The sequence below is a fragment of the Ramlibacter sp. bp-362 genome, from assembly GCF_054956735.1.
In genome coordinates, this window is record NZ_JBUDXE010000006.1 from 240211 (window position 1) to 266415 (window position 26205).

At 69.3% G+C, this 26205-nt stretch carries 31 protein-coding genes and 1 tRNA gene; 15 read left to right on the forward strand and 17 right to left on the reverse strand.

The window, feature by feature from the left end; genetic code table 11:
• Positions 1 to 48: 48 nt before the first annotated feature.
• Positions 49 to 1170, reverse strand: a complete 1122-nt coding sequence (locus tag ACY0MJ_RS10820; protein WP_462638438.1) for a TRAP transporter substrate-binding protein — start codon at positions 1168 to 1170, stop codon at positions 49 to 51.
• Between ACY0MJ_RS10820 and ACY0MJ_RS10825 the strand changes: the two genes are divergently transcribed.
• The 5 genes from ACY0MJ_RS10825 to ACY0MJ_RS10845 are packed head-to-tail and all read left to right on the forward strand — an operon-like array spanning position 1091 to position 4361.
• Positions 1091 to 1282, forward strand: a complete 192-nt coding sequence (locus ACY0MJ_RS10825) for a hypothetical protein (RefSeq protein WP_462638513.1) — start codon at positions 1091 to 1093, stop codon at positions 1280 to 1282. The two genes, ACY0MJ_RS10820 and ACY0MJ_RS10825, sit on opposite strands and share 80 nt — an antisense overlap.
• Before the next feature lie 49 nt (positions 1283 to 1331).
• Positions 1332 to 1766 (forward strand): rhodanese-like domain-containing protein, encoded by a 435-nt coding sequence (locus ACY0MJ_RS10830; RefSeq protein WP_462638439.1) that lies wholly within the window; start codon positions 1332 to 1334, stop codon positions 1764 to 1766.
• A gap of 38 nt (positions 1767 to 1804) precedes the next feature.
• Positions 1805 to 3031 carry a bifunctional glutamate N-acetyltransferase/amino-acid acetyltransferase ArgJ gene (gene argJ / locus ACY0MJ_RS10835; RefSeq protein ID WP_462638440.1) on the forward strand — a complete coding sequence of 409 codons (1227 nt, stop codon included), beginning with the start codon at positions 1805 to 1807 and terminating at the stop codon, positions 3029 to 3031.
• Positions 3028 to 3900, forward strand: a complete 873-nt coding sequence (locus ACY0MJ_RS10840) for an ATP-binding protein (RefSeq protein ID WP_462638441.1) — start codon at positions 3028 to 3030, stop codon at positions 3898 to 3900. The genes argJ and ACY0MJ_RS10840 overlap by 4 nt, the downstream gene beginning before the upstream one ends.
• Positions 3897 to 4361 carry an NUDIX domain-containing protein gene (locus tag ACY0MJ_RS10845; RefSeq protein ID WP_462638442.1) on the forward strand — a complete coding sequence of 155 codons (465 nt, stop codon included), beginning with the start codon at positions 3897 to 3899 and terminating at the stop codon, positions 4359 to 4361. Before ACY0MJ_RS10840 ends, ACY0MJ_RS10845 begins: the two co-directional genes overlap by 4 nt.
• A gap of 132 nt (positions 4362 to 4493) precedes the next feature.
• On the opposite strand, the gene ACY0MJ_RS10850 is transcribed toward ACY0MJ_RS10845, so the two are convergent.
• The 8 genes from ACY0MJ_RS10850 to ACY0MJ_RS10885 form a co-directional block, all read right to left on the reverse strand.
• Positions 4494 to 4697 carry a DNA gyrase inhibitor YacG gene (locus ACY0MJ_RS10850; RefSeq protein ID WP_462638443.1) on the reverse strand — a complete coding sequence of 68 codons (204 nt, stop codon included), beginning with the start codon at positions 4695 to 4697 and terminating at the stop codon, positions 4494 to 4496.
• A gap of 7 nt (positions 4698 to 4704) precedes the next feature.
• Positions 4705 to 5457: a cell division protein ZapD gene (gene zapD, locus ACY0MJ_RS10855; protein WP_462638444.1), complete on the reverse strand. Its 753-nt coding sequence runs from the start codon at positions 5455 to 5457 to the stop codon at positions 4705 to 4707.
• A 40-nt stretch (positions 5458 to 5497) separates the two neighbouring features.
• Complete coding sequence (gene coaE, locus ACY0MJ_RS10860) at positions 5498 to 6100, reverse strand: dephospho-CoA kinase (protein ID WP_462638445.1); 603 nt, start codon at positions 6098 to 6100, stop codon at positions 5498 to 5500.
• 8 nt (positions 6101 to 6108) lie between these two features.
• The gene (locus tag ACY0MJ_RS10865; RefSeq protein ID WP_462638446.1) at positions 6109 to 6972 is read right to left on the reverse strand and encodes a prepilin peptidase; all 864 of its coding nucleotides are present in this window, start codon (positions 6970 to 6972) and stop codon (positions 6109 to 6111) included.
• Positions 6972 to 8183, reverse strand: a complete 1212-nt coding sequence (locus ACY0MJ_RS10870; protein WP_462638449.1) for a type II secretion system F family protein — start codon at positions 8181 to 8183, stop codon at positions 6972 to 6974. Before ACY0MJ_RS10870 ends, ACY0MJ_RS10865 begins: the two co-directional genes overlap by 1 nt.
• A 27-nt stretch (positions 8184 to 8210) precedes the next feature.
• Complete coding sequence (pilB, locus tag ACY0MJ_RS10875; RefSeq protein ID WP_462638451.1) at positions 8211 to 9944, reverse strand: type IV-A pilus assembly ATPase PilB; 1734 nt, start codon at positions 9942 to 9944, stop codon at positions 8211 to 8213.
• Positions 9945 to 10176: 232 nt separating this feature from the next.
• Positions 10177 to 10253: transfer RNA gene (locus ACY0MJ_RS10880), tRNA-Pro, on the reverse strand.
• Between the two features lie 27 nt (positions 10254 to 10280).
• Positions 10281 to 11210, reverse strand: a complete 930-nt coding sequence (locus ACY0MJ_RS10885; RefSeq protein WP_462638510.1) for a polyprenyl synthetase family protein — start codon at positions 11208 to 11210, stop codon at positions 10281 to 10283.
• Between the two features lie 224 nt (positions 11211 to 11434).
• On the opposite strand from ACY0MJ_RS10885, the gene rplU reads away from it, so the two are divergent.
• The 4 genes from rplU to proB all read left to right on the forward strand — a co-directional run bounded on the left by rplU (position 11435) and on the right by proB (position 14300).
• The gene (gene rplU / locus ACY0MJ_RS10890) at positions 11435 to 11749 is read left to right on the forward strand and encodes a 50S ribosomal protein L21 (RefSeq protein ID WP_201690164.1); all 315 of its coding nucleotides are present in this window, start codon (positions 11435 to 11437) and stop codon (positions 11747 to 11749) included.
• Between the two features lie 12 nt (positions 11750 to 11761).
• The gene (gene rpmA / locus ACY0MJ_RS10895) at positions 11762 to 12022 is read left to right on the forward strand and encodes a 50S ribosomal protein L27 (RefSeq protein ID WP_462638452.1); all 261 of its coding nucleotides are present in this window, start codon (positions 11762 to 11764) and stop codon (positions 12020 to 12022) included.
• 65 nt (positions 12023 to 12087) lie between these two features.
• Complete coding sequence (gene cgtA, locus ACY0MJ_RS10900; RefSeq protein ID WP_462638453.1) at positions 12088 to 13167, forward strand: Obg family GTPase CgtA; 1080 nt, start codon at positions 12088 to 12090, stop codon at positions 13165 to 13167.
• Entirely contained in the window at positions 13164 to 14300 is a 1137-nt protein-coding gene (proB, locus tag ACY0MJ_RS10905) for a glutamate 5-kinase (protein WP_462638454.1), read from the forward strand. Before cgtA ends, proB begins: the two co-directional genes overlap by 4 nt.
• 106 nt (positions 14301 to 14406) lie before the next feature.
• Here proB and ACY0MJ_RS10910 read toward each other — a convergent pair whose 3' ends face one another.
• Positions 14407 to 14919, reverse strand: coding sequence for a CNP1-like family protein (locus tag ACY0MJ_RS10910; RefSeq protein ID WP_462638455.1), 513 nt, complete (start codon positions 14917 to 14919; stop codon positions 14407 to 14409).
• Entirely contained in the window at positions 14909 to 15565 is a 657-nt protein-coding gene (locus ACY0MJ_RS10915; RefSeq protein WP_462638456.1) for an RNA pyrophosphohydrolase, read from the reverse strand. Before ACY0MJ_RS10915 ends, ACY0MJ_RS10910 begins: the two co-directional genes overlap by 11 nt.
• A gap of 93 nt (positions 15566 to 15658) precedes the next feature.
• On the opposite strand from ACY0MJ_RS10915, the gene ACY0MJ_RS10920 reads away from it, so the two are divergent.
• Both ACY0MJ_RS10920 and ACY0MJ_RS10925 read left to right on the forward strand, forming a co-directional pair.
• On the forward strand, positions 15659 to 17404 hold the full coding sequence (locus tag ACY0MJ_RS10920; RefSeq protein WP_462638458.1) for a proline--tRNA ligase: 1746 nt from the start codon (positions 15659 to 15661) through the stop codon (positions 17402 to 17404).
• Positions 17401 to 18015, forward strand: coding sequence for a lytic transglycosylase domain-containing protein (locus ACY0MJ_RS10925; RefSeq protein WP_462638459.1), 615 nt, complete (start codon positions 17401 to 17403; stop codon positions 18013 to 18015). The genes ACY0MJ_RS10920 and ACY0MJ_RS10925 overlap by 4 nt, the downstream gene beginning before the upstream one ends.
• Before the next feature lie 129 nt (positions 18016 to 18144).
• Here ACY0MJ_RS10925 and ACY0MJ_RS10930 read toward each other — a convergent pair whose 3' ends face one another.
• The 5 genes from ACY0MJ_RS10930 to hemA form a co-directional block, all read right to left on the reverse strand.
• Positions 18145 to 19140, reverse strand: a complete 996-nt coding sequence (locus tag ACY0MJ_RS10930) for an AAA family ATPase (RefSeq protein ID WP_462638461.1) — start codon at positions 19138 to 19140, stop codon at positions 18145 to 18147.
• Positions 19141 to 19256: 116 nt separating this feature from the next.
• Positions 19257 to 19586 (reverse strand): Grx4 family monothiol glutaredoxin, encoded by a 330-nt coding sequence (gene grxD / locus ACY0MJ_RS10935; protein ID WP_462638462.1) that lies wholly within the window; start codon positions 19584 to 19586, stop codon positions 19257 to 19259.
• 39 nt (positions 19587 to 19625) lie between these two features.
• Positions 19626 to 20447: a peptide chain release factor N(5)-glutamine methyltransferase gene (gene prmC, locus ACY0MJ_RS10940; RefSeq protein WP_462638463.1), complete on the reverse strand. Its 822-nt coding sequence runs from the start codon at positions 20445 to 20447 to the stop codon at positions 19626 to 19628.
• Positions 20444 to 21541: a peptide chain release factor 1 gene (gene prfA / locus ACY0MJ_RS10945; RefSeq protein ID WP_462638464.1), complete on the reverse strand. Its 1098-nt coding sequence runs from the start codon at positions 21539 to 21541 to the stop codon at positions 20444 to 20446. Before prfA ends, prmC begins: the two co-directional genes overlap by 4 nt.
• Positions 21542 to 21696: 155 nt before the next feature.
• Entirely contained in the window at positions 21697 to 22968 is a 1272-nt protein-coding gene (hemA, locus tag ACY0MJ_RS10950; protein ID WP_462638465.1) for a glutamyl-tRNA reductase, read from the reverse strand.
• 74 nt (positions 22969 to 23042) lie between these two features.
• Between hemA and ACY0MJ_RS10955 the strand changes: the two genes are divergently transcribed.
• The 4 genes from ACY0MJ_RS10955 to queF are packed head-to-tail and all read left to right on the forward strand — an operon-like array spanning position 23043 to position 25825.
• The gene (locus ACY0MJ_RS10955; RefSeq protein ID WP_462638467.1) at positions 23043 to 23324 is read left to right on the forward strand and encodes a hypothetical protein; all 282 of its coding nucleotides are present in this window, start codon (positions 23043 to 23045) and stop codon (positions 23322 to 23324) included.
• 11 nt (positions 23325 to 23335) lie between these two features.
• Positions 23336 to 24112, forward strand: coding sequence for a peroxide stress protein YaaA (gene yaaA / locus ACY0MJ_RS10960; RefSeq protein WP_462638469.1), 777 nt, complete (start codon positions 23336 to 23338; stop codon positions 24110 to 24112).
• The gene (locus ACY0MJ_RS10965; protein ID WP_462638470.1) at positions 24109 to 24972 is read left to right on the forward strand and encodes a 2OG-Fe(II) oxygenase; all 864 of its coding nucleotides are present in this window, start codon (positions 24109 to 24111) and stop codon (positions 24970 to 24972) included. The genes yaaA and ACY0MJ_RS10965 overlap by 4 nt, the downstream gene beginning before the upstream one ends.
• A gap of 10 nt (positions 24973 to 24982) precedes the next feature.
• Positions 24983 to 25825: an NADPH-dependent 7-cyano-7-deazaguanine reductase QueF gene (queF, locus tag ACY0MJ_RS10970; protein WP_462638472.1), complete on the forward strand. Its 843-nt coding sequence runs from the start codon at positions 24983 to 24985 to the stop codon at positions 25823 to 25825.
• 97 nt (positions 25826 to 25922) lie between these two features.
• On the opposite strand, the gene ACY0MJ_RS10975 is transcribed toward queF, so the two are convergent.
• Positions 25923 to 26186 carry a hypothetical protein gene (locus tag ACY0MJ_RS10975; protein ID WP_462638473.1) on the reverse strand — a complete coding sequence of 88 codons (264 nt, stop codon included), beginning with the start codon at positions 26184 to 26186 and terminating at the stop codon, positions 25923 to 25925.
• Between the last annotated feature and the right edge of the window lie 19 nt (positions 26187 to 26205).

Below are 26205 nucleotides of genomic sequence, written 5' to 3' on the forward strand. Positions count from 1 at the left end.
AGGGGCGGCTGGTGCGCAGCCGCCCCTCTTCACGGGTCCAGGGTGACCTCAGGACTTCTTCGGCTGCTTGCCGCCGAAGTAGCGGTTCCACGCCATCTTGTAGTCGACGACGTAGTCGTTCTGCCACTGGCCGGCGCGCTGCGCGAACTCGCGCTGGGAGTCCAGCACCTTCTTGAAGTGCGGGTTGTCCTTCTGCTTGGCGGCGATGACCTTGTCCCAGGCTTCCAGCTGGGCGCGCAGGATGGAGTCGGGCGTCTTGTAGAAGTTGACCTTCTCCTTGGTCTTCAGCTCGATGTAGTCCTTGGAGTTGCGGTCGATCGCCTTCCAGCTCATGTCGGCGCTCGAGGCCTGCACGGCGTAGTCGATGATGGACTTCAGCTCCTGGGGCAGGCTGTTGTACTTGGTCTTGTTGAACAGGATCTCGAACTGCTCGCCCGACTGGTGGAAGCTCTGCAGCATGCAGTTCTTCGCGACGTCGGGGAAGCCGAGGAGGCGGTCCGAGGTGGCGTTGTTGAATTCGGCGGCATCCAGCAGGCCGCGGTCCAGCGCCGGGACGATCTCGCCGCCGGGCAGCGGGTTCACCGCGGCGCCGAGGGCGTTGAAGATGTCGACGGACAGGCCCACCGTGCGGAATTTCAGGCCCTTGATCTGGCTGACGTTCGACACCGGCTTGCGGAACCAGCCGAGCGGCTGGCAGGGCTGCGGGCCGTACAGGTACGACACCACGTCCATGTTGATGGACTTGTAGATCTCGTCGAGCAGCGCCTTGCCGCCGCCGTAGTAGTGCCAGGCCAGGACCATGTTGGGGTCCATGCCGAAGGCCGGGCCCGAACCCCACAGGGCCAGGGCGGAGTTCTTGCCGTAGTGGTAGGCCACCACGCCGTGGCCGCCGTCGAGCGTGCCCTTGTTCACCGCCTCGAGCAGCTGGAACGCCGGCACCACCGCGCCGGCCGGCAGCACCTCGATCTTCAGGCGGTTGCCCGCCATGTCGTTCACCTTCTTGGCGAAGTCCAGCGCGTACTCGTGGAAGATGTCCTTCGACGGCCAGGTGCTCTGGAACCGCAGCGAAGTCGTCTGGGCCATGGAGACCATGGGCGCCGACATGGCACCGGCGGCGACCGCTGCGCCTTTCAACAGGCTTCGGCGGCGCGGGGAATTGCTCTCGCTCATGCTTCTCTCTCCTTCGTTGGATTCGTACCAGCCGGCTATCTTTGATGCGGTGCCAGTACCGGGTAAGAGGGTTTTCACCGAGCAACAACAGGCGATGGCCTCCATTTCCTGACGAATGGCTGTCGGCATGCCTGTCCGCGCCGCGCTGGCAAAATCGCGCCATGACCGCTCCCGCCCCCGCCACTCCCGACCAGCCCCGCCCCGCCGAGGGCTATGCCGGCGACGTCACGCCGGAACTCGCCTGCCGATGGTGGCAGTCGGGCGACGCGGTGCTGGTGGACGTGCGCACGGATGCCGAGCGCGAGTGGGTCGGCTACGTCCCGGGCGCGGTGCCGCTGGAGTGGAAGCACTGGCCGGGCATGCAGGTGGACCCGCAGTTCGGCGACAAGCTGCGCGCGGCCGTGCCGGCCGGCAAGAAGGCGGTGATGCTGTGCCGCAGCGGCGTGCGTTCCATCGCAGCGGCGAAGCGCGCGACCGAGCTCGGCATCGAGGCCTACAACATCCTGGAAGGCTTCGAGGGCGATCCCGACGAGCAGGGCCACCGCAACAACAAGGGCGGGTGGCGCGCGCGCGGCCTGCCCTGGCGCCAGAACTGAAGCCGCGCTCCCTTCCCGTTTCTTTCGAGGATCCATCCATGGCAGTCAACCTGAGCGCCCCGCGTGCGGACGCGCTGCATCCCGTCGCCGGCGTGCGCATCGGCGTCGCGGAGGCGGGCATCCGCAAGGCCAACCGCAAGGACCTGGTCGTGTTCCTGCTCGACGAGGGCGCGGCGGCGGCGGGCGTGTTCACGCAGAACCGCTTCTGTGCCGCGCCCGTGCAGGTGTGCCGCGAGCACCTGGCCGGCGGCGGCATCCGCGCGATGGTGATCAACACGGGCAACGCCAACGCCGGCACCGGCGAGGAAGGGCTGGCGCGCGCCCGCGCCACCTGCGCCGCCGCGGCCCGGGCGCTGAAGCTGGCACCCGAGCAGGTGCTGCCGTTCTCCACCGGCGTGATCATGGAGCAGCTGCCGGTGGAGCGTATCGAGGCCGGCCTGCCCGCCGCGATCGCCGATGCGCGGCCGGACCAGTGGCTGCGCGCCGCCGAGGGCATCATGACCACGGACACGCTGCCCAAGGCCTTCAGCCGCCAGGTGCAGGTGGACGGGGCCACGGTCACCGTCACCGGCATCAGCAAGGGCGCCGGCATGATCCGCCCCAACATGGCGACGATGCTGGGCTTCCTCGCCACCGACGCAAAGGTCGACGCGAAACTGCTGCCGCAGCTGGCGCGCGAGCTGGCCGAAGGCTCCTTCAACCGCGTCACGGTGGATGGCGACACCTCCACCAACGACTCCTTCGTCGTCGTCGCGACGCAGAAGGCGCAGCATGCGCCCATCGCGTCGTGGGACACGCCCGCCGGCGCGGCGCTGAAAGGCGCCATGCTGGAGGTCGCGCGCCTGCTCGCGCAGGCCATCGTGCGCGACGGCGAGGGCGCCACCAAGTTCATCACCGTGCGCGTCGAGGGCGGCCGCACGCAGGAGGAATGCCGCCAGGTCGCCTATGCCATCGCGCATTCGCCGCTGGTGAAGACGGCCTTCTTCGCGAGCGACCCCAACCTGGGGCGCATCCTGGCCGCCGTGGGCTACGCCGGCATCGCCGACCTGGACCAGGCGAAGATCGAGCTGCACCTGGACGACGTGCACGTCGCCACGCGCGGCGGGCGCCACCCGGCCTACCGCGAGGAGGACGGCCAGCGCGTGATGAAGCAGGCGGAGATCACGGTGCGCGTGGGCCTGGGCCGCGGCACGGCCGCCGACCAGGTGTGGACCTGCGACCTCAGCCACGACTACGTGAGCATCAACGCCGACTACCGTTCATGACCCCGGAACTGCAACAACTCCTCGAGCGCGCCACCCGACTGCTCTCCCGCATCGAAGCCATCCTTCCGCAGCCGCTGTCGGCGCCCGACTGGGGCGCGGCGATCGCCTGGCGCTATCGCAAGCGTTCCAGCGGCCACGGCGTGCTGGAGCCCGTGAAGCACGTGGCGGCGATCCGCCTGGACGACCTGAAGGAGATCGACCCGCAGAAGGAGAAGATCCAGCGCAACACGCTGCAGTTCGTGCAGGGGCTGCCGGCCAACAACGTGCTGCTGACCGGCGCGCGGGGCACCGGCAAGTCCTCGCTGATCAAGGCCTGCCTGAACGAGTACGCGGGGCAGGGCCTGCGCCTGCTGGAGGTGGACAAGGCCGACATGGTGGACCTGCCGGACATCATCGAGGTGGTGGCGGGCCGGCCCGAGAAGTTCATGGTCTTCTGCGACGACCTGAGCTTCGAGGAGGGCGAGCCGGGCTACAAGGCGCTGAAGTCCATCCTGGACGGCTCCGTCGCGGCGGCGACGCCCAACGTGCTGATCTACGCGACCAGCAACCGGCGCCACCTGCTGCCCGAGTACATGAAGGAGAACCTCACGTACACGCACACGGAGGACGGCGAGGTGCATCCGGGCGAGGTGGTGGAGGAGAAGATCTCGCTGTCGGAGCGCTTCGGCCTGTGGGTGAGCTTCTATCCCTTCAGCCAGGAGGAATACCTGCACATCACGGCGACCTGGCTGGAGCACTTCGGCGTGCCCGCCGCCGACATCGAGGCCGCGCGTCCGCAGGCGCTGGTGTGGGCGCTGGAGCGCGCTTCGCGCAGCGGCCGCGTGGCCTACCAGTTCGCGCGCGACTACGCGGGGCGGCGGCAGGCGTGAGCGTCCTCGTCGCCGATGGCGACCGCCCGCGCGAGGGCGGGCCCGACCGCAAGGAGGTCGAGGTCGCCGTCGGCGTGCTGCTCCGCGAGGACGGCGCCTTCCTGCTCACCTCGCGCCCCCCCGGCAAGGTGTACGAGGGCTACTGGGAATTCCCCGGCGGCAAGGTCGAACCCGGCGAGACCGTGGAGCAGGCGCTGCGGCGCGAACTGCAGGAAGAGATCGGCATCACCATCGGCGCGGTGCATCCCTGGCGCGTCGAGCGCGTGGACTACCCGCACGCGCTGGTGCGCCTGAACTTCTGCAAGGTCTTCGCCTGGACCGGCACCCTGCACATGCACGAGGGCCAGCAGTTCGCCTGGCAGCAATTGCCCGTGACGGTGCAGCCGGTGCTGCCGGGAACGGTGCCGGTGCTGAAGTGGTTCGCGGAAGAGCGCGCTTTCCCAGGGAAGACACACGGCTAGAGAAGGAACGCAGAGGACGCAGAGGTTACGCAGCGGAACGCAGAGAACAGCCCATTGAAAAAGGATGTCCCTCTGCGTTCTCTGCGTAATCTCTGCGCACTCTGCGTTCAAATTCCAGCCGCGCCACCCACCTCACCGTTCCTTCGGGTCCCCGAAGGGCAGGTCGTCCGGCGGCGTCTCGTCCGGCACGCGGAAGCTTTCGCTGGCCCAGGCGCCCAGGTCCAGGTTCTTGCAGCGTTCGCTGCAGAAGGGCCGGTAGGGGTTCGACGGCGCGTACACGCTGTCGCCGCCGCAGGCCGGGCAGCGCACGATGCGCTTCTTCGCCGGGGTCGCCATCGCCGCCTCAGGAACAGAGCGTCAGCTCGAAGGGCGTGTTGTCGCTGCTGGCCTGCATGCGCTCGCTGTCCTGGCGCATCAGGCGCACCGACACGATCAGCCGGTTGCCGCTGATTTCCGGCACCACGCCCAGCGACGGATCGATGCGCAGGCGCAGCAGCTGGAAGGTCCGGCCCTGCGGCAGCGTCTGCTGCAGCTGGCCGCCGTTGGCGATCACCTTCTGCGGCATGCCCGAGTCGCGCAGCATCTTCAGCAGCAGGTGGATGGATTCGGCCAGCGGCCCCAGCGTGCCGGCCCAGCGTTCCAGGTCGGCCTGGCGCTGCTGCGCGGGCAGGTGCTGCCAGGCGTAGTAGCCGGGCAGGTCGAACTCGCAGGTGCCGCCCGGGATGCCGGCGCGGCTGCGGATGCTCATGAGCCACTCGTTCTCGGTCAGCGGCTGGCCGGCCTTGCCGGGCGTGCCGTTGACGGCGCTGAAGCAGGCCTCGATCTGGCGGATCACCTCGTCGAGCGCCTGCTCGGAGATCGCCGGGTTGCCGCGGTAGCCATGGAGCACGTGCTTCTGCCGCTCGAGGTCCTTCAGCACGTCGGACTTGAGGTCGGCGCGCGCGGCCACGTCCATCACCTCGAAGATGGTGGCGAGCGCGTAGTGGTGGTCCAGCGGGTGGCTGCGGGGAATCAGCTCGCCCAGGCGGCGGAACAGGTGTTCCAGCCGCAGGTAGGTCCGGATGCGTTCGTTGAAGGGATATTCGTAGAGGATCACGCGCGGACGTCGGGCGGGTCGGGCCGGAAGCAGGCCGTCATCATAGCCCGAAGGACCGGGCCGCCTGTTGCACGACGTTGCGGAGCTCCGCGAGCGTGAGCCCTTCGTTGCAGATCACGAGGTCGGCGGCCGCCAGGCGCAGCCCGCGCGGGGCCTGCGCCGCGATGATCGCGCGCACGGCGTCCGGCGCGAGGCCGCTGCGCGCGACGACGCGCTCGACCTGCGTTTCCGGCGCGCAGTCCACCACCAGCACGCGATCGAGCTGGCGACGCCAGCGGCCCGATTCCACCAGCAGCGGGATGTCGAAGACGATGCAGCGCGCGCCGGCGGCCGTCGCCGCGTCGACCTGGCGCGCGATCTCCTCGGCCACCAGCGGGTGGATGATCTGCTCCAGCTCGCGCCGGGATTCGGGGTGGGCATAGGCGCGCTCGCGCATCCGCGCGCGGTCGAGCGCCCCGTCGGCATCGATGAACTCGGGGCCGAACTGCTGCGCGATGCGCGGGATGGCGGCGCCGCCGGCGGCCGTGGTGGCGCGGGAGATCGCGTCGGCGTCGATGGCGGCCGCGCCGAGCTCGTGCAGCATCGCCAGCACGGTGCTCTTGCCGCTGCCGATGCCGCCGGTGAGGCCGATGCGCGCGGCCACGGCTGCTCCTAGCGCACGCCGAAGGGGAAGGCGAAGGGCATCAGCGCGGCGATCATCGCCGGGCCGAGGGCCAGCGTCAGCAGGCCGGCGCCGGCGAGGTAGGGGCCGAAGGGCATCGGGATGTCCTTGTTGGCCAGCTTGCCCACGCCCAGCAGCACGATGCCGATCACCGCGCCGACGATGGACGACAGCAGGATGATCGCCAGCAGGTAGGGCGCGCCCAGCCAGGCCCCCAGCGCGGCCAGCAGCTTGAAGTCGCCGTAGCCCATGCCTTCCTTGCCGGTGGCCAGCCTGAAGGCCTGGAAGATCGCCCAGAACACGCCGTAGCCGAGGGCCGCGCCCCACACGGCGGAGCCGAGCGGGACGGTCCAGCCCACGCTCGCGGCCAGCAGGCCCAGCCACAGCAGCAGGTAGTTCAGGTCGTCCGGCAGGATCTGCGTGTCCATGTCGATCAGGAACAGGCAGATCAGCAGCGCGGCGAAGGCGGCCCAGGCCGCGGCCTGCAGCGTCAGGCCCCAGCGCCAGCCGCACAGGGCGAAGAAGGCCGCCGTGACCAGTTCCACCACCGGGTAGCGCAGGCCGATGGGCGCCTTGCAGGCGGAGCAGCGCCCGCGCAGCACCAGCCAGCTGAGCACCGGGATGTTCTCGTACCAGCGGATCGCGTGGCCGCAGTGCGGGCAGCGCGATCGCGGCACGAAGAGGTCGAAGCGGTCCTGCTCCTGCACCGGCTGGCCGCTGAACTCCGCGCACTCGGCGGCCCATTGCCGCTCCAGCATCTTCGGGAGGCGGTGGATCACGACGTTGAGGAAGCTCCCGACCAGCAGCCCGAAGACGGCGGCAACCACGGCCGCTTCGAGTCCGGCGCCCGGCATCAGACGACCGAACCCAGCTTGAAGATCGGCAGGTACATCGAGACCACGATGCCGCCGATGATGCCGCCCAGGAACACGATGATCACCGGCTCCATCAGGCTGGACAGGCCGGCCACCATGTCGTCGACCTCGGCCTCGTAGAAGTCCGCGGCCTTGCCCAGCATGTGGTCGATGGAGCCCGACTCCTCGCCGATCGCGCACATCTGCAGCACCATCGACGGGAAGACGTTGGCGTTGGTCATGGCCGCGGTCAGGCTGGTGCCGGTGGACACCTCCTGCTGGATCTTCTGCGTGGCGGACTCGTAGACGGAGTTGCCGGAGGCGCCGCCCACCGAGTCGAGCGCTTCCACCAGCGGCACGCCGGCGGCGAACATGGTGGCCAGCGTGCGGGTCCAGCGGGCGATCACCGACTTGTAGACCAGGTCGCCGAAGACGGGCATCTTCAGCATCAGGCGGTCCATGAACTGCTGCACCTTCTGGTTGCGCTTCCAGGCCTGCAGGAAGAAGTAGATGCTGCCGCCGATGCCGCCGAAGATCAGCCACCACCACTGGACGAAGACCTCGCTCATGCCGATCACGAACAGCGTGGGCGCGGGCAGGTCGGCGCCGAAGGAGGTGAACACCTCCTTGAAGGCCGGGATCACGAAGATCATGATCACCGAGACCACCACGAACGCCACCACCACCACGGCGATCGGGTACATCAGCGCGGACTTGATCTTGGACTTGATCGCCTCCGTCTTCTCCATGTAGACGGCCAGGCGGTCCAGCAGGCTTTCCAGGATACCGGCGGCCTCGCCGGCCTCCACCAGGTTGCAGTAGAGGTTGTCGAAGTACAGCGGGTACTTGCGGAAGGCGGCCGACAGCGAGGTGCCGGTCTCGACGTCGGTGCGGATGTCGTTCAGCAGCTTGGTGACGCTGGCGTTGGCGTTGCCGCGGCCCACGATGTCGAAGGACTGCAGCAGCGGCACGCCGGCCTTCATCATGGTGGCGAGCTGGCGGGTGAAGATCGCGATGTCCTTGGGCTTGATCTTCTGGCCCGCGCGCATCTTGCGCTTCTTGATCTTCGTGGGCGACACGCCCTGGCGGCGCAGCGAGGCCATCACCTGGTTCTCGCCGCCGGCGCGCGACTCCCCGCGCACGGTCTTGCCGTTGCGGTCGCGGCCCTCCCACTCGAAGACGAATTCCTTGCCTGCCGTTGCGGTCGCCATCGCGGACTCCTTGTGCGTCTTGCGCTGTTATTCGTTCGTGACGGCCAGGACTTCCTCGAGGGAAGTCAGGCCCTGCCTGACCTTGTGCAGCCCGGACTCGCGCAGGCTCCTCACGCCCTCCTTGCGGGCCTGCTCGGCGATCTCCAGCGCACTGCCGTCGGCCAGGATGATGCGCTGCATGTCCTCGCTGATCGGCATCACCTGGTAGATGCCGACGCGCCCCTTGTAGCCGTTGTTGCAGGCGGAGCAGCCCACCGGGTGGTAGGGCGTCCACGTGCCGTCGACGTCTTCCTCCTTGAAGCCGGCGTCGATCAGGTTCTCGTACGGGATGTCCTGCGGCGCCTTGCACTGCGGGCAAAGGCGGCGCGCCAGGCGCTGCGCGGTGATCAGGATCACGGAGGACGCGATGTTGAAGGGCGCGATGCCCATGTTGCGCATCCGCGTGAGCGTGGTCGGCGCGTCGTTGGTGTGCAGCGTGGACATCACCAGGTGGCCCGTCTGCGCGGCCTTGATGGCGATGTCGGCGGTCTCGAGGTCGCGGATTTCGCCGACCATGATGATGTCCGGGTCCTGGCGCAGGAAGGACTTCAGCGCGGCCGCGAAGGTGAGGCCGGCCTTGTCGTTCACGTTCACCTGGTTCACGCCCGGCAGGTTGATTTCCGCCGGGTCCTCCGCCGTGGAGATGTTCACGCCCGGCTTGTTCAGCAGGTTCAGGCAGGTGTAGAGCGACACCGTCTTGCCGGAGCCCGTGGGGCCCGTCACCAGGATCATGCCGTAGGGGCGGGCGATGGCGTCCATCAGGCGCGCCTTCTCCTCGGGCTCGTAGCCGAGGGCGTCGATGCCCAGCTTGGCGCTGCTCGGATCCAGGATACGGATCACGATCTTCTCGCCGAACAGCGTGGGCAGCGTCGAGACCCGGAAGTCGATCACCCGGTCCGCGCTCACCTTGAGCTTCATGCGGCCGTCCTGCGGCACCCGCTTCTCGGAGATGTCCATGCGGGAGATCACCTTGATGCGGGAGGCCAGCTTGTCCTTGATCGCCACGGGCGGCGACGCGATTTCGCGCAGCTCGCCGTCGATGCGGTAGCGCACGCGGTAGGTGTGCTCGTAGGGCTCGAAGTGCAGGTCGGACGCGCGCATGCCGATCGCGTCCAGCAGCATCTTGTGCAGGAACTTGACGACGGGGGCGTCGTCGACGTCGGACGCGGCGCCCGAGTCCTCCTCCGCGTTGCCGGAGTCGATGGTCGACTCGTCGAACTCGAAGTCGTCGCCGATGATGCTGTCCATGGCCTCGGTGGCCGTGGTGGCGAGGCCCTCCACCATCTTGGTCAGCTTGTCGTACTCGGCGATCACCCAGTCCACGCCCATCTGGGTGGCGAACTTGATCTTCTCCGCCGCCTGCTGGTCCGACGGGTCGGCGGTGGCCGCGATCAGGCGGTTGTTGCGCTTGGACAGGACGACGATGCGGTAGTCCTGGCAGATGCGGGAGTCCAGCAGGCCCTTGGGCAGGCGGTGGATGTCGATCGCGTCCAGGTCCAGCACCGGGGCGCCGAAGGCCGTGGACATGGTGTGCGCAAGGTCCGCCGGCGACACGGCGCCCGAGCCGGTGAGTTCCGCGATGAAGCTGGTGCGGTTGGCCTGGGCCTTGCGGTAGATGTCCTCCGCGGCGCGCTGGCCCAGCTTGCCGGCCGACACCAGTGCGCGGCCCAGCCCGGGCAGGGCGAGGGCGGAAGCTTCGGTGAAGGGGTCGACAGCAGCCATGAGGCGATGTTCCGGCGGCCGGCTCAGGCCGGCACAGGCAAGATCAGTGCCCGATCATCCCGAAAAGCCGAGTTGGTGTAAACGCGCAAGCCGAATACGGGTCCTGAACGTTGGTAGGAAGTCACGGGTGACCCGATGATGCCGCGTTTTGGCAATGGCTTGTTACCCAGGCGCCTCCGGCGGGCCCCGGAAAGGGGAACAGCACCGCGAGGGTGCTGTTCCGAGGGGATCCTGGTCGGGGTGAGAGGATTCGAACCTCCGGCCTCTACGTCCCGAACGTAGCGCTCTACCAGGCTAAGCTACACCCCGATGCGCCGACTTGAAGGCGCCGGCAACTCAGTTGCGGCGTGCAAGCAGCGAAGCCGCCAATTGTACCAAAGCCTGAGCATGCGGATTCGCGGGCAGCTGTGCCGCAGCTGACATCGCGCGCTGCGCCTCGCCGGCCGCGGCGTCCTGCGCCACCTCCAGCGCGCCCGTGGAGCGCACGATGTCCACCACGTGGCCGAGCTCGTCGAGCGCGCCCGTCTCGATGGCGCGCCGCACCAGCGCGCGCTGCTCCGCGCTGCCGCGCCGCATCGCCGCGATCAGGGGCAGCGTGACCTTGCCTTCGCGCAGGTCGTCGCCCAGGTTCTTGCCCATCTCCTCCGGCGAGCCGGCGTAGTCCAGCACGTCGTCGATCACCTGGAAGGCCGTGCCCAGCGCCTGGCCGTAGTCGGCGCAGGCCTGCTCCAGGGCCGGCGTGGCCCCGGCGAGCACGGCGCCCAGGCGCGCGCTCGCCTCGAACAGCTTGGCGGTCTTGGAACGGATCACCTGCAGGTAGGCCGCCTCGTCCAGGCCGGCGTCGTGCATGTTCATCAGCTGCAGGACCTCGCCCTCGGCGATCACGTTGGTGGCCTCGGCGAGGATCTCCATGACGCGCATGTCGTGCGCCTCCAGCATCATCTGGAAGGCACGCGAGTAGAGGAAGTCGCCCACGAGCACGCTGGCCGGGTTGCCGAAGCTCTCGTTGGCGGTGGCGCGGCCGCGGCGCAGCGTCGAGCCGTCGACGACGTCGTCGTGCAGCAGCGTGGCGGTATGGATGAACTCCACGACGGCGGCGAGGTTGAAGCGCTGCGCGCCGCGGTAGTCCAGGGCACCGCACACCAGGAGCAGCAGGGCCGGGCGCAGGCGCTTGCCGCCCGAGGAGATGATGTAGCGGGACACCTCGCCCACCAGGGGCACCCCGGAAGCGAGGCGGCGGGCGATCACGGCGTCCACCTCGCGCATGTCGTCCGCGACCAGGGACAGGACGGGGGCGGCGCTGGGGGAGGAATCGGTCAAGAGAGGGATCCGCAGAGTTGCCGGATTATAGGAACGGCCCTCGCCGCTCCCGGGCTCTGCCGCGCGCTTCCTTGTGAGCGACCACCAACTATGCTATAGTCGCGGGCTTTCCGGAAATCCGTCCGGGAAAGAGCGGGCCCGTCCGGGCCCACCCCTTTGTGAGGTCAACCATGTACGCGGTCATAAAAACCGGTGGCAAGCAGTATCGCGTTGCTTCCGGCGACAAGATCAAGGTAGAACAGATTGCTGCGGACATCGGCCAGGAAATCACGATCGACCAGGTTCTCGCAGTCGGCAACGGCGGCGACCTGAAGATCGGCGTCCCCCTGGTGTCGGGTGCCACGGTGAAGGCCACGGTCGTGGCGCACGGCAAGCACGACAAGGTGCGCATCTTCAAGATGCGCCGTCGCAAGCACTACCAGAAGCACCAGGGCCACCGCCAGCAATACACCGAACTGCAGATCGGTGACATCGCCGGCGCCTGAGGAGAACGGGAAATGGCACAGAAAAAAGGCGGCGGCTCCACGCGAAACGGGCGCGATTCCCAGCCGAAGATGCTGGGCGTCAAGGCCTTCGGCGGCGAACTCATCAGCGCCGGCTCCATCATCGTGCGCCAGCGCGGCACCAAGTTCCACCCCGGCAACAACGTCGGCGTGGGCCGGGACCACACGCTGTTCGCCCTGGTGGACGGCCACGTGCAGTTTCAGGTCAAGGGCGCGCTGAACAAGCACACGGTCAACGTGATCCCGGCGGCTTGAGTTAACCTCGAGCCGCAAGTTGCGAAGCCCCGACTTGTCGGGGCTTCGTCGTTTGAGGACCCAGCATGAAATTCGTCGACGAGGCATTCATCGACATCGCCGCCGGCGATGGCGGGAACGGCTGCGTCTCGTTCCGCCACGAGAAGTACAAGGAATTCGGCGGCCCGAACGGCGGCGACGGCGGCCGGGGCGGCCACGTGTGGGCCGTCGCGGACCCGAACCTGAACACGCTGGTCGACTACCGCTTCTCGCGCCGGCACGAGGCCGGGCGCGGCGAGCACGGCATGGGCTCCGACATGTTCGGCGCGGCCGGCCACGACATCACGCTGAAGATGCCGGTGGGCACGATCCTGAGCGACGCCGAGACCGGCGAGGTGCTGTACGAGCTGCTGGTGCCCGGCGAGAAGGTGCTGATCGCCAAGGGCGGCGACGGGGGCTTCGGCAACATGCGCTTCAAGAGCTCGATCAACCGGGCGCCGCGGCAGAAGACGCCCGGCTGGCCCGGCGAGAAGAAGAGCCTCAAGCTGGAGCTGAAGGTGCTGGCCGACGTCGGCCTGCTGGGCATGCCCAACGCCGGCAAGTCCACGCTGATCGCCGCCGTCTCCAACGCGCGGCCGAAGATCGCCGACTATCCCTTCACGACGCTGCACCCGAACCTGGGCGTGGTGCGCGTGGGGCCGGAGCAGAGCTTTGTGGTCGCCGACGTTCCGGGCCTGATCGAGGGCGCCGCCGAAGGCGCCGGCCTGGGCCACCAGTTCCTGCGCCACCTGCAGCGCACGCGCCTGCTGCTGCACGTGGTGGACATCGCGCCCTTCGACGAGGACGTCGACCCGGTCGCGCAGGCGAAGGCCATCGTCGCGGAGCTGAAGAAGTACGACCCGGGGCTGTACGAGAAGCCGCGCTGGCTGGTGCTGAACAAGCTGGACATGGTGCCGGCGGAAGAACGCGCCGCGCGCGTGAAGGACTTCGTGAAGCGCATGCGCTACAAGGGCCCCGTGTTCGAGATCAGCGCGCTCACGCGCGAGGGCTGCGAGCACCTGGTGCAGGCCGTGTACCAGCAGGTGCGCGCGCAGCAGCTGGCGGAGCAGCCGCCGGTGGCGGAGGTCGACCCGCGCTTCGCGGGCGGCGACAATCCGGCTTCATGAGCGCAAGCAAGGAATCGGCGGCGCTGCGCGAGGCGCGGCGCATCGTCGTGAAGGTCGGGTCCAGCCTGGTCACCAACGAGGGCCGCGGGCTGGACGAGCGCGCCATCGCCGAATGGAGCCGGCAGCTCGCCGCGCTGGCGGCGGACGGGCGCGAGGTGATCATGGTTTCCAGCGGCGCCATCGCCGAAGGCATGAAGCGCCTGGGCTGGCGCACGCGCCCGCGCGAGATCAACGAGCTGCAGGCCGCCGCCGCCGTGGGCCAGATGGGCCTGGCGCAGATGTACGAGACCAAGCTGCGCGAGCAGGGGCTCGCCTCGGCGCAGGTGCTGCTGACGCACGCCGACCTGGCGGACCGCGAGCGCTACCTGAACGCCCGCTCGACGCTGCTCACGCTGCTGCAGCTGCACGTGCTGCCGGTGATCAACGAGAACGACACGGTCGTCAACGACGAGATCAAGTTCGGCGACAACGACACGCTGGGCGCGCTGGTGGCGAACCTGGTCGAGGCCGACCTGCTGGTGATCCTGACCGACCAGAAGGGCCTGTACAGCGCCGACCCGCGCAAGGATCCCCAGGCGCGCTTCATCCAGGAGGCGCGGGCGGGCGACCCGGCGCTGGAAGCCATGGCGGGGGGCGCCGGCTCGAGCATCGGCAAGGGCGGGATGATCACCAAGGTGCTCGCGGCCAAGCGGGCGGCGGGATCAGGGGCTTCCACAGTGATCGCCTGGGGCCGCGAGCCCGATTGCCTGATCCGCCTCGCGCGTGGCGAGATCATCGGCACGCTGCTGCTGGCGCCGACGCAGAAGAGCCAGGCGCGCAAGCGCTGGATGGCCGACCAGCTGCAGCTGCGTGGCGCCGTCACGGTGGACGCCGGCGCGGCGGCCAAGCTGCGCGCGGAAGGCAAGAGCCTGCTGACGATCGGCATGACGGCGGTGGACGGCGACTTCTCGCGCGGCGACGTCATCGCCGTGCGCGACCCGGCCGGGCGCGAAATCGCCCGCGGCTTGGCGAACTACGCCTCGGCCGAGGCGCGGCTGCTGTGCCGCCAGCCCTCCCGCGCGATCGAGAAGTTGCTGGGATACGTGGCCGAGCCGGAGATGATCGACCGGACGAACCTGGTGATGACGCGCTGAAGGCCGCTGGGGTTCGCTGCGCTCACCTCCCGCCGGCCTGTGGCCGTCGCCAGCCTACGAGGCCGGTGATTGCGTAGGCTGGCGGTGAGCGCAGCGAACCCCAGCATCACCGGTTCACGCCCCCGCGCAGGAAGCGCGTCGTCACCGGCGCTCGCAGGTCGCGCGCGATCTGTTCGGCCGTTCCGTTCGGCGCGGCGTCCAGGCACACGCCGCTCTGCGCGATCGCCAGGCTGTGGCGGGAGTTGGGGGTGCGGTAGATGTTCTGCCATTCCGCCCGGCTCGCCGGCACCCAGCCGCTGCCCGGGTTGTGCCAGGCATACGTCTTCACCTCGCCCGTGTTGCAGCGGATGCCTTCGTACATGCCGTTGACCGTTCCGCTCCTGCTGGTGGCGACGACCACGTAGCGCACCACGCCGTCGGTGCCGATCCGGATCGACGCCGGGTCCACGGCGAAGCGAAGGCTGCTGCCCGTCACCTCCACGGGGATCAGCCCCTCGGTGCGCAGCGCCGGCGGCGGCGGGACCTCGATTTCCTTCCAGTCGGTGAAGATGTCCGGGATGGTCTGGGCCGAGACGGCGGCGGCGCTGCAGAAGGCCAGCGCCAGGATCCTACGATGCATGCTTTCCCTTGACGGACACGGGCTCGGCGCGTCCCTGCGGATTCGGTTCGAAAGTCGCCCCCGGCGGCAGCTCCATGCCGGGCGACGGCAGCGGGCCGGCGCCCGCCTCGTGCAGGCCGTGCTCGGCGTCGCGCGTGCGCATGCCGCTGCGCAGGTAGCGGTTGCGGTGGTCGTTGCGGGGCAGGTAGCGCGCCAGTTCGCGCAAGGCCATCTCGTACACCCCGCGCTTGAACTCCACCACCACGTCCAGCGGCACCCAGTAGTCGTTCCAGCGCCAGGCGTCGAACTCCGGGTGGTTGGTGGCGCGCAGGTTCAGGTTCCAGTCCTGGCCGGTCAGCTGCAGGAGGAACCAGATCTGCTTCTGGCCCTTGTAGTGGCCCCGCGCGTCGCGGCGGATGTAGCGCTCGGGAACCTCGTAGCGCAGCCAGTCGCGCGTGCGGGCGACGATGCGCACGTGTTCCGGCTTCAACCCGATTTCCTCGTGGAGTTCCCGGAACATCGCCTGTTCGGGGCTTTCGCCGCGGTCGATGCCGCCCTGCGGGAACTGCCAGCTGTGCGTCCTGATGCGTTTGCCCCAGAACACCTGGTTTTTCTGGTTGAGCAGGATGATGCCGACGTTGGGCCTGAAGCCGTCCCGGTCAAGCATAATCACACCCCAAATCTTTGAACTGAGTTCATTATGCACGGCGCCTCCGCGCGCTGGAAGGGCTCAGCCAGTCCCCACTCCTCGCCCGATTTGATGAGAGCCTCGCAGTTCCTGATTTCCACCCTGAAGGAAGCCCCGGCCGACGCCGAAGTCGCCAGCCACAAGCTGATGACCCGCGCCGGCATGATCAAGAAGCTGGGCACGGGCATCTACACCTACATGCCCATGGGGCTGCGCGTCATCCGCAAGGTCGAGGCGATCGTGCGCGAGGAGATGGACCGCGCGGGTGCCGTGGAGTGCACCATGCCCGTCGTGCAGCCGGCGGAGCTCTGGCAGGAAAGCGGCCGCTTCGACAAGATGGGCCCCGAGCTGCTGCGCATCAAGGACCGGCACGAGCGCGACTACGTGGTGCAGCCCACCAGCGAGGAGGTCGTCACCGACATCGCCCGCCAGGAGCTGCGCAGCTACAAGCAGCTGCCGAAGAACCTGTACCAGGTGCAGACGAAGTTCCGGGACGAGCGCCGGCCGCGCTTCGGCCTGATGCGCGGGCGCGAGTTCATCATGAAGGACGCCTACAGCTTCGACCGCGACCGCGAGGCCGCGAAGCGCAGCTACGAGATCATGGCGCAGGCCTACCGCCGCATCTTCGACCGCTTCGGCCTGCGCTATCGCGCCGTCGCGGCCGACAGCGGCGCCATCGGCGGAGACCTGTCCGAGGAATTCCAGGTGATCGCCGCCACCGGCGAGGACGCGATCGTCTACTGCCCGGGCAGCGACTACGCGGCCAACATGGAGAAGGCCGAGGCGCTGGCGCCGCAGGGCCCGCGGCCCGCCGCGGCGCAGGCCATGAAAAAGGTGCCCACGCCCGGCAAGGCGACCTGCGAGGAAGTCGCGCAGCTGCTGGGCGTGCCGCTCGCCACGACGGTGAAGTCGCTGGTGCTGGCCACGGACGAACTCGACGACGCCGGCCAGGTGAAGAAGTCCACCGTGTGGCTGCTGCTGCTGCGCGGCGACCACGACATGAACGAGATCAAGGTCGGCAAGGTGCCGGGGCTGGACGCGGGCTTCCGCTTCGCCACCGTGCCCGAGATCCAGGCGCACTTCGGCTGCAAGCCCGGCTACCTGGGCCCCATCGGCCTGAAGCAGCCGGTGAAGATCGTGGCCGACCGCGAGGTCGCCGTGATGGCCGACTGGATCTGCGGCGCCAACGAGGAGGACGTCCACCTCGCCGGCGTGAACTGGGGCCGCGACCTGCCCGAGCCCGATGCGGTGGCCGACCTGCGCAACGTGGTGGAGGGCGACCCGTCGCCGGACGGCAAGGGGCCGCTCGCGATCGAGCGCGGCATCGAGATCGGCCACATCTTCTACCTCGGCACCAAGTACAGCCAGGCGATGGACGCCACCTTCCTCGACGAGGACGGCAAGCCCAAGGTGTTCGAGATGGGCTGCTACGGCATCGGCATCACGCGCCTGCCGGCCGCCGCCATCGAGCAGAACCACGACGAGCGCGGGATCATCTGGCCCGACGCGATCGCGCCCTTCACGGTGGTGATCTGCCCGATCGGCATGGACCGCAGCGCGGAGGTGAAGTCGGCCGCCGAGCAGCTGCACGACACGCTGGCACGGGCCGGCGTCGACGTGATGCTGGACGACCGCGGCGAGCGCCCGGGCGCGATGTTCGCCGACTGGGAACTGATCGGCGTGCCGCACCGCGTCGTGATCTCCGACCGTGGCCTGAAGGAAGGCCAGGTGGAATACCAGCATCGCCGCGACACCGCCGCCACCAAGGTGGCCGCGGGCGAGATCGCCGCCTTCGTCCAGGGGCGGCTCGCGGCGTGATCACGCGGCGGGGCTGCCTCGCCCCGGCGCTGGCCGGGGCCGGCCTGTGGCTGCTGGGCGGCCCGGCCCGCGCGGGCGGACAGATCGAGGAGCCGCTCGCCGACTCGGTGCGCACCGCGCTCAGTTCGGCGGTCGCCTACGGCGCGCCGCCGGTGCCGGAATTCCCCGACCGCGACGGCCTGCTGGAGTACCTGCGCTGGCTGGGCGCGATGAGCCGGAAGCTGGAGAAGCGCATGCCGGTGTGGAACCAGCGCAAGGAATTCCTGCAGACCGCCTGGTACGAGAGCAAGCGGGCGGGACTGGACACGGGGCTGGTGCTGGGGCTGATCCAGGTGGAAAGCAACTTCCGCAAGTTCGCCGTGAGCCGGGTGGGCGCGCGCGGCTACATGCAGGTGATGCCCTTCTGGACCCGCCTGATCGGCAACGGCGACCCGTCGATCCTCTTCCACATGCAGACCAACCTGCGCTTCGGCTGCGTGATCCTGCGCCACTACCTCGACCGCGAAAACGGCGACCTCTACATGGCCCTCGGCCGCTACAACGGCAGCCGCGGCAAGCCGCAATACCCGACCGCGGTGTTCTCGGCGGCGCGCCGGTGGGCCTGGGTGTAGGGATAGAGGAGAACGCAGAGTGCGCAGAGGTTACGCAGAGTGCGCAGAGGAACATCCCATACTTGGCTGTTCTCTGCGTTCCTCTGCGTAACCTCTGCGTCCTCTGCGTTCCAATCTCCGCCGACCCGCTTATTGTAGAAAGCCGATCTTCGTCTTGCTGCCGGAAGCCTTCGGCAGGTCTTCCGCCAGCACGCTTTCGCGCTGCGCCAGGCGGGCGTTGCCGAAGCCGGTCATGAGGGCGCGGCGCATTTCGCGCGGGGCGAGTTCGGCCAGGGCGTCCAGCACGTCGTCGGCGGGCTCCGGGTCGAAGCGGCGGCCCCAGCCGTGTTCGCCGCGGATGGACTGGTAGAGGTTGCGCGCGATCGCGCGGGCCTGGTCCAGCGTGGGCGGGTCGATCGTGAACACGTTCATGCGGTTCAGGATCGGCTCGGGGATGCAGCGCTCGTCGTTGGCCGTCATGATCCAGATCACCTGGCTCGCGTCGATCGCCACCTCGGCGAATTCGTCCATGAAGGCGCCGGCCGTGTCGTGCTCCAGCAGGCTGTACAGCGAGCCCAGGGGGTCGTACTGCGCATCGGCGCTGGCCTTGTCGATCTCGTCGACCACGATCACCGGGTTGGCGTACTGGCCGTCGACGATCGCCTCGAACACCTTGCCGGGCTTCGCGCCCTTCCATTGCGACGAGGCGCCGGACAGCAGCCAGCCGGCCGTCATCGAGCTCATCGGCACCAGGCTCATGCCGGTGCCGAGCAGGTCGGCGAGCTGCCGCGCGAAGTGGGTCTTGCCGATGCCGGGCGGGCCCAGCAGCAGCATCGGCGTGATCTCGATGCCTTCGCCGGCGTCCTGCGACAGCGCGACGTGGCGCTTCACGTCGTCCAGCGCGTCGGCGAAGTTGGGCAGCTGCTCGTAGAGCCCGGCCATTTCCGGCACGCCGCTGGGCTTGACCTGGAAGCGTTCCGGGCCGCGCTCGAGCATGCGTTCGTAGGTCGCCCGCAGGTTCTCGTGCTCGCGCGCCGGCAGCTTGGCGAGCTTGCGCTCGACGTCGTGCGGCCGGAAGACATTGCGCAGGTTGGCAATGGGCAACTGGAGGCCCGGGTTCTGGGGAACGAGGCTGCGAGAGTCCATGAGCGCCACTCCTTCAACGACTGTGCTTTATTCCAGCATAGGCCGAAGGGACGAGCAAGGGATGCGCGCCGCTGCCCGCGCGCGTGTCAGCAGGAGCCGACAGCTGAGGTCCTCCCTCAGGACTGCGCGGGCGTCCCCAGCACCTGCTGCAGCTCGCCGCTCTGGTACATCTCCATCATGATGTCGGAGCCGCCGACGAATTCGCCGCGCACGTACAGCTGCGGGATCGTGGGCCAGTTGCTGAATTCCTTGATGCCCTGGCGGATTTCGTCGTCCTCCAGCACGTTGACGGTCTTCAGCTGCTGCAGGTCGACGCCGCAGGCCTTGAGGATCTGCACGGCGCGGCCCGAGAAGCCGCACATGGGGAAGGACGCGTTGCCCTTCATGAACAGCACGATGTCGTTGTGCTGCACGAGGTCGGCGATGCGTTGCTGGGCGTCGGACATGGAAAGTTCTCCTGGCGGAAGTCTGGAAGCTTGGGTCGATTATCCCAGTTCGAGCCTGCCGCCGCTGCAGCGCTCCTGGCCGCCCAGGTCGCGCCGCGTGGCCACCTGCGCGAAGCGTGCGGCGCCGAGCAGGGCACGCACGGCCGGGCCCTGGTCCCAGCCGTGCTCCAGCAGCAGCCAGCCGCCGGGAAGCAGGTGCGCCGGCGCGGCCGCGATGATGGCGCGCAGGTCGTCCAGCCCGTCGGCGCCGGCCACCAGCGCCTCGGCGGGCTCGTGGCGCAGCGCGGGCAGGTGCGGGTCCGCCACGGCCACGTAGGGCGGATTGCTCACGACCAGGTCGTAGCGTCCCGCGCCCTGCAGCCAGTCGGCCTGGCGGAAGCGCACCGGCAGGCCCAGCCGCCGCGCGTTCGCCGACGCGACCTCCAGGGCCGCCGGGCTGCGGTCCACCCCTTCCACCTGCGCGTCCCGGCGCGCCGACTGCAGGGCCAGCGCGATCGCGCCGCTGCCGGTGCCGAGATCGATCACGCGCGGCGCGGTGCGGCCCTCCAGCAGCGCGAGCGCCCATTCCACCAGCGTCTCCGTGTCGGGGCGGGGCACCAGCACGCGCGCGTCCACCTGCAGCGGCAGGCCGAAGAATTCCTTTTCCCCCAGCAGGTAGGCGGCCGGCTCGCCGGCGGCGCGGCGGCGGGCGAGGGACAGGAAGGCTTCCTCCTGCGCCGGTGCCAGCGCGTCCTCGTCGTGCGCGAGCAGCCAGCCGCGGTCCTCGGCGGGCCGTCCCAGCGCGTGCAGCAGCAGCAGCTGGGCGTCGAGCCGCGCCAGCCCGAGCGCCGCCGCCGCGGCCAGCGCCTCCTTCAGGGTCATGGGCGTGCGGCGCCCAGGCCGACCTCGAGCTCCTCCAGCTGTTCGGCGCGGCGGGCGAGCAGCAGGGCGTCGACCACCTCGTCCAGCTCGCCCTCCATCACGGCGCCGAGCTTGTAGAGCGTCAGGTTGATGCGGTGGTCGGTGAGCCGGCCCTGCGGGAAGTTGTAGGTGCGGATGCGGTCGGAGCGGTCGCCGCTGCCGATCAGGCCCTTGCGCGTGGCGGCCTCCTTTGCGGCGCGCTCGGAGCGCTCCTTCTCCTGGATGCGCGCGGCCAGCACCTGCAGCGCCTTGGCCTTGTTGCGGTGCTGCGAGCGGTCGTCCTGGCACTCGGCCACGATGCCCGTGGGCAGGTGCGTGATGCGCACGGCCGAATCGGTCTTGTTCACGTGCTGGCCGCCGGCGCCGGAAGCGCGGAAGGTGTCGATGCGCAGGTCGGCCGGGTTGATCTGCACGGCCGCGGCCTCGTCGGGCTCGGCCAGGGCCGCGACGGTGCAGGCGCTCGTGTGGATGCGGCCCTGGCTCTCGGTGGCCGGCACGCGCTGCACGCGGTGGCCGCCCGACTCGAACTTGAGCTTGCCGTAGCTGCCCTCGCCGATCACGTGGAGCACGACTTCCTTGTAGCCGCCGACCTCGCCCTCGCTTTCGCTGACGATCTCGGTGCGCCAGCCCTGGCGCTCGGCGTAGCGCGTGTACATGCGCAGCAGGTCGCCGGCGAACAGCGCCGATTCGTCGCCGCCGGTGCCGGCGCGGATCTCCAGGAAGGTGTTGCGCACGTCGTCCGGGTCGCGCGGCAGCAGCATGGCCTGCAGCTCGCTTTCGAGGGCGGGCAGCTCCTCGTCGAGCGTGGCGATCTCCTCGCGGGCCATCTCGGCCAGCTCGGGGTCGTCCATCATCTCGCGCGCCTGCGCCAGGTCGCGCTCGCGCTGCAGGAAGCGCTGGAAGGCGCCCGCCACCTCGCTCACCTCCGCATGCTCGCGCGTGAGCTCGCGGAAGCGCTCCATGTTGCTCACGACGTCCGGCTGCGAAAGGAAGAAGTCGAGTTCCTGCAGGCGGACGGGGAAGCGCTCGAGTTGCTGGCGGAGGAAGGGTTTCACTGGGCTGGGGAGAGGACTGCCGGACGCAAAGGGCGCAAAAGAGGACATCCAAAGTCGCAAAACGAACATAGGATGTTCCTTTGCGACTTTTGCGCAACCTTCGCGACTTTTGCGTCCGGTATTCCGGAGTCGAGGCTGCGCGCGACGCGGCGCAGCTAACGCTCCTTGCGCAGGAAGAAGTGCTCGATCGCGGAGCTGGCGCGCTGGCGGGCTTCGGCGTCGCCGGCGCGCAGTTCGGCCATGGCGCCGTGCAGCATCTTCTGGGTGAGGCCGCGGGAGAGGGCTTCCAGGACGGCGTCGACGTCCTCGCCTCGGGCCAGGAGCTTGCGCGCCCGGGCGACCTCGGCGGCGCGCCATTCGTCCGTCTGGGCGTTGAGCTGCTGGATCAGCGGGACGACGTCGCGCTGGCCGAGCCAATGCACGAAGCTCTGCACGCCCGCGTCGATGATCGCCTCGGCCTGGGCGACGGCGGCCTGCCGGCTGGCCTGGCCGGTCTGCACCACGTGGGCGAGGTCGTCCACGGTGTAGAGGTACACGTCCTCCAGCTGCTTCACCTCGGGCTCGATGTCGCGCGGCACCGCCAGGTCCACCATGAACATGGGGCGGTGCTTGCGCGCCTTCAGCGCCCGCTCGACCGCGCCCAGGCCGATGATGGGCAGGGTGCTCGCCGTGGAGCTCACCACCACGTCGAATTCGTGCAGGCGCGCTGGCAGGTCGGCCAGCCGCATCACCTCGCCGCCGAAGCGGCTGGCGAGCTTCTCGCCTCTCTCCAGCGTGCGGTTGGCGATCACCAGGGACTTCGGGCTGCGCGCCGCGAAGTGCGTGGCGGCCAGCTCGATCATCTCGCCGGCGCCGACGAACAGCACGCGCACCTTGGTGAGGTCCTCGAACAGCTGCCCGGCCAGGCGCACGGCGGCGGCCGACATGCTGATCGAATGGGCGCCGATCTCGGTGGAAGTGCGGACCTCCTTGGCGACGGCGAAGGAGCGCTGGAACAGCTGGTTGAGCGTGGTGCCCAGCGCGCCGGCCTCGTCGGCCACGCGCACGGCATCCTTCAGCTGCCCGAGGATCTGGGCTTCGCCGAGCACCATGGAGTCCAGGCCGCTCGCCACCCGGAACGCATGGCGCGCCACGCCGGCGTCCTGCAGCTGGTAGGAGTGGCTGCGCAGCAGCGCCGGCTGGACGCCGCCCGCGTGCGCGAGCCATTCGACGGTGCCGTCGATCTGGTGCTGCGCGCCGGCGCAATAGATTTCCGTGCGGTTGCAGGTGGACAGGATGGCGGCCTCGGGCTGGCCGCCCAGGCGGGCCCCCACGCTGTCGCGCAATCCGTGCAAGGTGGGCGCGATCTGGTCGAGGGCGAACGCGAAGCGGCCCCGCAGATCCAGCGGTGCCGTCGTGTGGTTGATGCCCAGTGCCCAGACTGCCATGCGCCGAATTATAAAATTCGATCCAGATCAAGTACTTGGACGGGGCAATTCCGCTTGCGCCAGATCAATCGACCATGGGCCCGCTCGCCTTCCTGCTGCACCTCCTGAGCTTCGTGGCTCCCGCCCTGGCCGTGGGGGTGCTCGTGGCCCTGGCCGCGCGCGTGGTGGTCCCCCGCAGCGCCCGCCCGGGCCGCTGGTGGCTGCCGTTCGTCCTGGATTCCGCCGTGGGCGTGGCGGTGCTGGTGGCGGGACTGTGGTATTTCGGCCGCGACGGCAAGATGGCCACCTATGCCGCGCTCGTGGTCGCGGTCGCCACCTGCGAGTGGCTCGCCCGCCGGGCCTGGCGACGCGCCTAGACTCGGGTCCCATGCTGTTCCTGCTTTCCCCGGCGAAGACGCTGGACTACGACTCGCCGCTCCCGGAGCTGCCGCACACGCTGCCGGCCTTCGCCGCCGATTCCGCGCGCCTGATCGAGGTGCTGCGGCGCAAGTCGCCGCAGCAGCTGGCCACGCTCATGGACATCAGCGACCCGCTGGCGGCCCTCAACGTCGCGCGCTACCAGGCCTGGTCGCCCAAGTTCACGGCCCGCAATTCCCGGCAGGCCGTGCTGGCCTTCGACGGCGACGTCTACGACGGCCTGCAGGCGAAGCAGCTGGCGCCGGCGGACCTGGACTGGGCGCAGCAGCACCTGCGCATCCTGAGCGGCCTGTACGGCGTGCTGCGGCCGCTCGACTGGATGCAGCCCTACCGGCTGGAAATGGGCACGTCGCTGAAGGTGGGCGATGCCGCCAACCTGTACCAGTACTGGGGCGCCCGCATCGCCGAATTCCTGAACGCGGAGCTGGCGGCCGACAAGACCCCGGTGGTGATCAACCTCGCGTCGCAGGAATATTTCCGCTCGGTCGACCGCAGGGCGCTCAAGGCGCGCGTGATCGAGTGCGTGTTCGAGGAGTGGAAGCCGGGTGGCTGGAAGGTGATCAGCTTCCCGGCGAAGAAGGCGCGCGGCCTGATGGCCCGCTACGCGATCATGCACAGGGTGGAGACCCCGCGCAGGCTCGAGAACTTCAACCTCGGAGGCTATGCCTTCGACCCGGCCGCCTCGCAGCCCGAGCGGCTGGTCTTCAGGCGCAGGACAGCAGCATGAACACGACCCGAACCCAGCAGCAGGTGACGCCGGAGCTGCGCAAGTGGATCGTCGAGCAGGCCGAGGCCGGCCATGGCGCCGAGTCGGTGCTCAAGGCCATGATCGCCTCGGGCTGGACCGAGGACGTCGCGGTCGAGGCCATGGAGACGACGCTGCGCGGCCACCTCGAGGGCCAGGCGCAGGCGCAGGGCCTGCCGCCGGCCGTGCCGGTCCCCGATCCGGTGCTGGACGAGTCGCCGCTGTACGTGGACGCGGGCGACCGGCAGGTTGCCGTGCTGCAGGCCATGTACAACCCGCGCGTGGTGGTGTTCGGCGGCCTGCTGTCCGACGAGGAGTGCGAGCAGCTGATCGAACTGGCCAAGCCGCGCCTGGCGCGTTCGCTGACCGTGGCCACCAAGACCGGCGGCGAGGAGGTCAACGCCGACCGCACCAGCAACGGCATGTTCTTCCAGCGCGGCGAGAACGAACTGGTGCAGCGCATCGAGCGGCGCATCGCGCGGCTGGTGAACTGGCCGGAGGAGAACGGCGAGGGCCTGCAGATCCTGCAGTACGGCCCGGGCGCGGAATACAAGCCGCACTACGACTACTTCGACCCGAACGAGCCGGGCACCCCGACCATCCTGCGGCGCGGCGGCCAGCGCGTGGGCACGGTGATCATGTACCTGGCCGAGCCCGGCAAGGGCGGCGGCACGGTGTTCCCCGACGTGCACCTGGAAGTCGGGCCCAAGCGCGGCAACGCGGTGTTCTTCAGCTACGAGCGGGCGCATCCCGCCACGCGCTCGCTGCATGGCGGCGCGCCGGTGCTCGCCGGCGAGAAGTGGATCGCCACCAAGTGGCTGCGCGAGCGGCGCTTCGAGTAGCGGGATCGCCATGAATTCGCCCGAACAGTCGCAACTCGGCAAGCCGGCGCGCTATGCCGACCAGTACGACGCGAGCCTGCTCTACCCGATCGCGCGCGCGGCCAAGCGCGCGGAGATCGGCATCCCGGGCGCGCCGCCCTTCTTCGGCGCCGACCTGTGGACGGCCTTCGAGCTGAGCTGGCTCAACCCGCGCGGCAAGCCGCAGGTCGCGATCGCGCAGTTCACCATCCCCTGCGAGACGCCCAACATCGTCGAGAGCAAGTCGCTCAAGCTCTACCTGGCCAGCTACAACGGCACGGTGTTCGCGAGCGCCGACGCCGTGCGCGAGCGGCTGCGGGCCGACCTCGCCGAAGCCACCTGGCGCGGCGCGGAGCACCCGGCGTCGGTCGGGGTGCGCCTGGTCCTGCCGGACGCGTTCGACCGCGAACCGATCCACGAACTCGACGGCCTGAGCCTGGACCGGCTGGACGTCGACTGCACGCAGTACACGCCGGCGCCCGAACTGCTGGCGGCGGTGGACGAGCAGCCGGTGGAGGAGGTCCTGACCAGCAACCTGCTGAAGAGCAACTGCCTGGTCACGGGCCAGCCCGACTGGGGCAGCGTGCAGATCCGCTACACGGGACCGCAGATCGAGCAGGCCGGCCTGCTGCGCTACCTCGTGAGCTTCCGCAACCACAACGAGTTCCACGAGCAGTGCGTGGAACGGATCTTCATGGACCTCTGGCGGCAGTGCCGTCCCTCGCGCCTGGCGGTCTACGCGCGCTACACGCGCCGCGGCGGCCTGGACATCAATCCGCTGCGCACCAGCCACCCGATGGCGCTGCCTGCGAACGTGCGCACCGCCCGTCAGTAGCTGCTTCCCCGCAGGCTGGCGGTGAGCGCAGCGATCGAGCGCTGCCATGCAGCGCGTAGCCCGAGGTGAGGCGAAGCCGAGCCTCGGCACCCCACCGTCAACGCACATCCAGCCAATCGCACCGCAGCCTTCGCGCCTTGTGCGCCTTCTCGCGCAAGGTGACGTACAGGCTGGGTGCGGACATCGCCAGCGCGAGCAGCGGCGCGGCCCAGAGGGCGTCGAAGGCAAAGGCCGGGATCCACCCGACCCAGCCCACCAGCCACAGGGTGAGCATCGTGTCCCACGCGCGGTATTCCACCGGGTGCTCGTTCTGGTGGCGCACGTGCCAGCGCTTGATGCGCTGCAAGGCATCCAGGTCCATGGTCAGGCTCTCCGCAGCA

Bases quoted from the DNA above. Each gene is read 5' to 3' on its own strand.
- ACY0MJ_RS10820 (WP_462638438.1), bottom strand. From the start codon at position 1,170: ATGAGCGAGAGCAATTCCCCGCGCCGCCGAAGCCTGTTGAAAGGCGCA.
- argJ (WP_462638440.1), top strand. From the start codon at position 1,805: ATGGCAGTCAACCTGAGCGCCCCGCGTGCGGACGCGCTGCATCCCGTC.
- ACY0MJ_RS10850 (WP_462638443.1), bottom strand. From the start codon at position 4,697: ATGGCGACCCCGGCGAAGAAGCGCATCGTGCGCTGCCCGGCCTGCGGC.
- grxD (WP_462638462.1), bottom strand. From the start codon at position 19,586: ATGTCCGACGCCCAGCAACGCATCGCCGACCTCGTGCAGCACAACGAC.
- proB (WP_462638454.1), top strand. From the start codon at position 13,164: ATGAGCGCAAGCAAGGAATCGGCGGCGCTGCGCGAGGCGCGGCGCATC.
- rpmA (WP_462638452.1), top strand. From the start codon at position 11,762: ATGGCACAGAAAAAAGGCGGCGGCTCCACGCGAAACGGGCGCGATTCC.
- ACY0MJ_RS10975 (WP_462638473.1), bottom strand. From the start codon at position 26,186: ATGGACCTGGATGCCTTGCAGCGCATCAAGCGCTGGCACGTGCGCCAC.
- ACY0MJ_RS10920 (WP_462638458.1), top strand. From the start codon at position 15,659: ATGAGAGCCTCGCAGTTCCTGATTTCCACCCTGAAGGAAGCCCCGGCC.
- yaaA (WP_462638469.1), top strand. From the start codon at position 23,336: ATGCTGTTCCTGCTTTCCCCGGCGAAGACGCTGGACTACGACTCGCCG.
- queF (WP_462638472.1), top strand. From the start codon at position 24,983: ATGAATTCGCCCGAACAGTCGCAACTCGGCAAGCCGGCGCGCTATGCC.
- rplU (WP_201690164.1), top strand. From the start codon at position 11,435: ATGTACGCGGTCATAAAAACCGGTGGCAAGCAGTATCGCGTTGCTTCC.
- ACY0MJ_RS10910 (WP_462638455.1), bottom strand. From the start codon at position 14,919: ATGCATCGTAGGATCCTGGCGCTGGCCTTCTGCAGCGCCGCCGCCGTC.
- ACY0MJ_RS10865 (WP_462638446.1), bottom strand. From the start codon at position 6,972: ATGCCGGGCGCCGGACTCGAAGCGGCCGTGGTTGCCGCCGTCTTCGGG.
- ACY0MJ_RS10885 (WP_462638510.1), bottom strand. From the start codon at position 11,210: ATGCGCGAGGTGGACGCCGTGATCGCCCGCCGCCTCGCTTCCGGGGTG.
- prmC (WP_462638463.1), bottom strand. From the start codon at position 20,447: ATGACCCTGAAGGAGGCGCTGGCCGCGGCGGCGGCGCTCGGGCTGGCG.
- ACY0MJ_RS10955 (WP_462638467.1), top strand. From the start codon at position 23,043: ATGGGCCCGCTCGCCTTCCTGCTGCACCTCCTGAGCTTCGTGGCTCCC.
- ACY0MJ_RS10965 (WP_462638470.1), top strand. From the start codon at position 24,109: ATGAACACGACCCGAACCCAGCAGCAGGTGACGCCGGAGCTGCGCAAG.
- ACY0MJ_RS10915 (WP_462638456.1), bottom strand. From the start codon at position 15,565: ATGCTTGACCGGGACGGCTTCAGGCCCAACGTCGGCATCATCCTGCTC.
- pilB (WP_462638451.1), bottom strand. From the start codon at position 9,944: ATGGCTGCTGTCGACCCCTTCACCGAAGCTTCCGCCCTCGCCCTGCCC.
- hemA (WP_462638465.1), bottom strand. From the start codon at position 22,968: ATGGCAGTCTGGGCACTGGGCATCAACCACACGACGGCACCGCTGGAT.
- cgtA (WP_462638453.1), top strand. From the start codon at position 12,088: ATGAAATTCGTCGACGAGGCATTCATCGACATCGCCGCCGGCGATGGC.
- ACY0MJ_RS10840 (WP_462638441.1), top strand. From the start codon at position 3,028: ATGACCCCGGAACTGCAACAACTCCTCGAGCGCGCCACCCGACTGCTC.
- ACY0MJ_RS10870 (WP_462638449.1), bottom strand. From the start codon at position 8,183: ATGGCGACCGCAACGGCAGGCAAGGAATTCGTCTTCGAGTGGGAGGGC.
- ACY0MJ_RS10930 (WP_462638461.1), bottom strand. From the start codon at position 19,140: ATGGACTCTCGCAGCCTCGTTCCCCAGAACCCGGGCCTCCAGTTGCCC.
- ACY0MJ_RS10825 (WP_462638513.1), top strand. From the start codon at position 1,091: ATGGGCGCCGACATGGCACCGGCGGCGACCGCTGCGCCTTTCAACAGG.
- ACY0MJ_RS10830 (WP_462638439.1), top strand. From the start codon at position 1,332: ATGACCGCTCCCGCCCCCGCCACTCCCGACCAGCCCCGCCCCGCCGAG.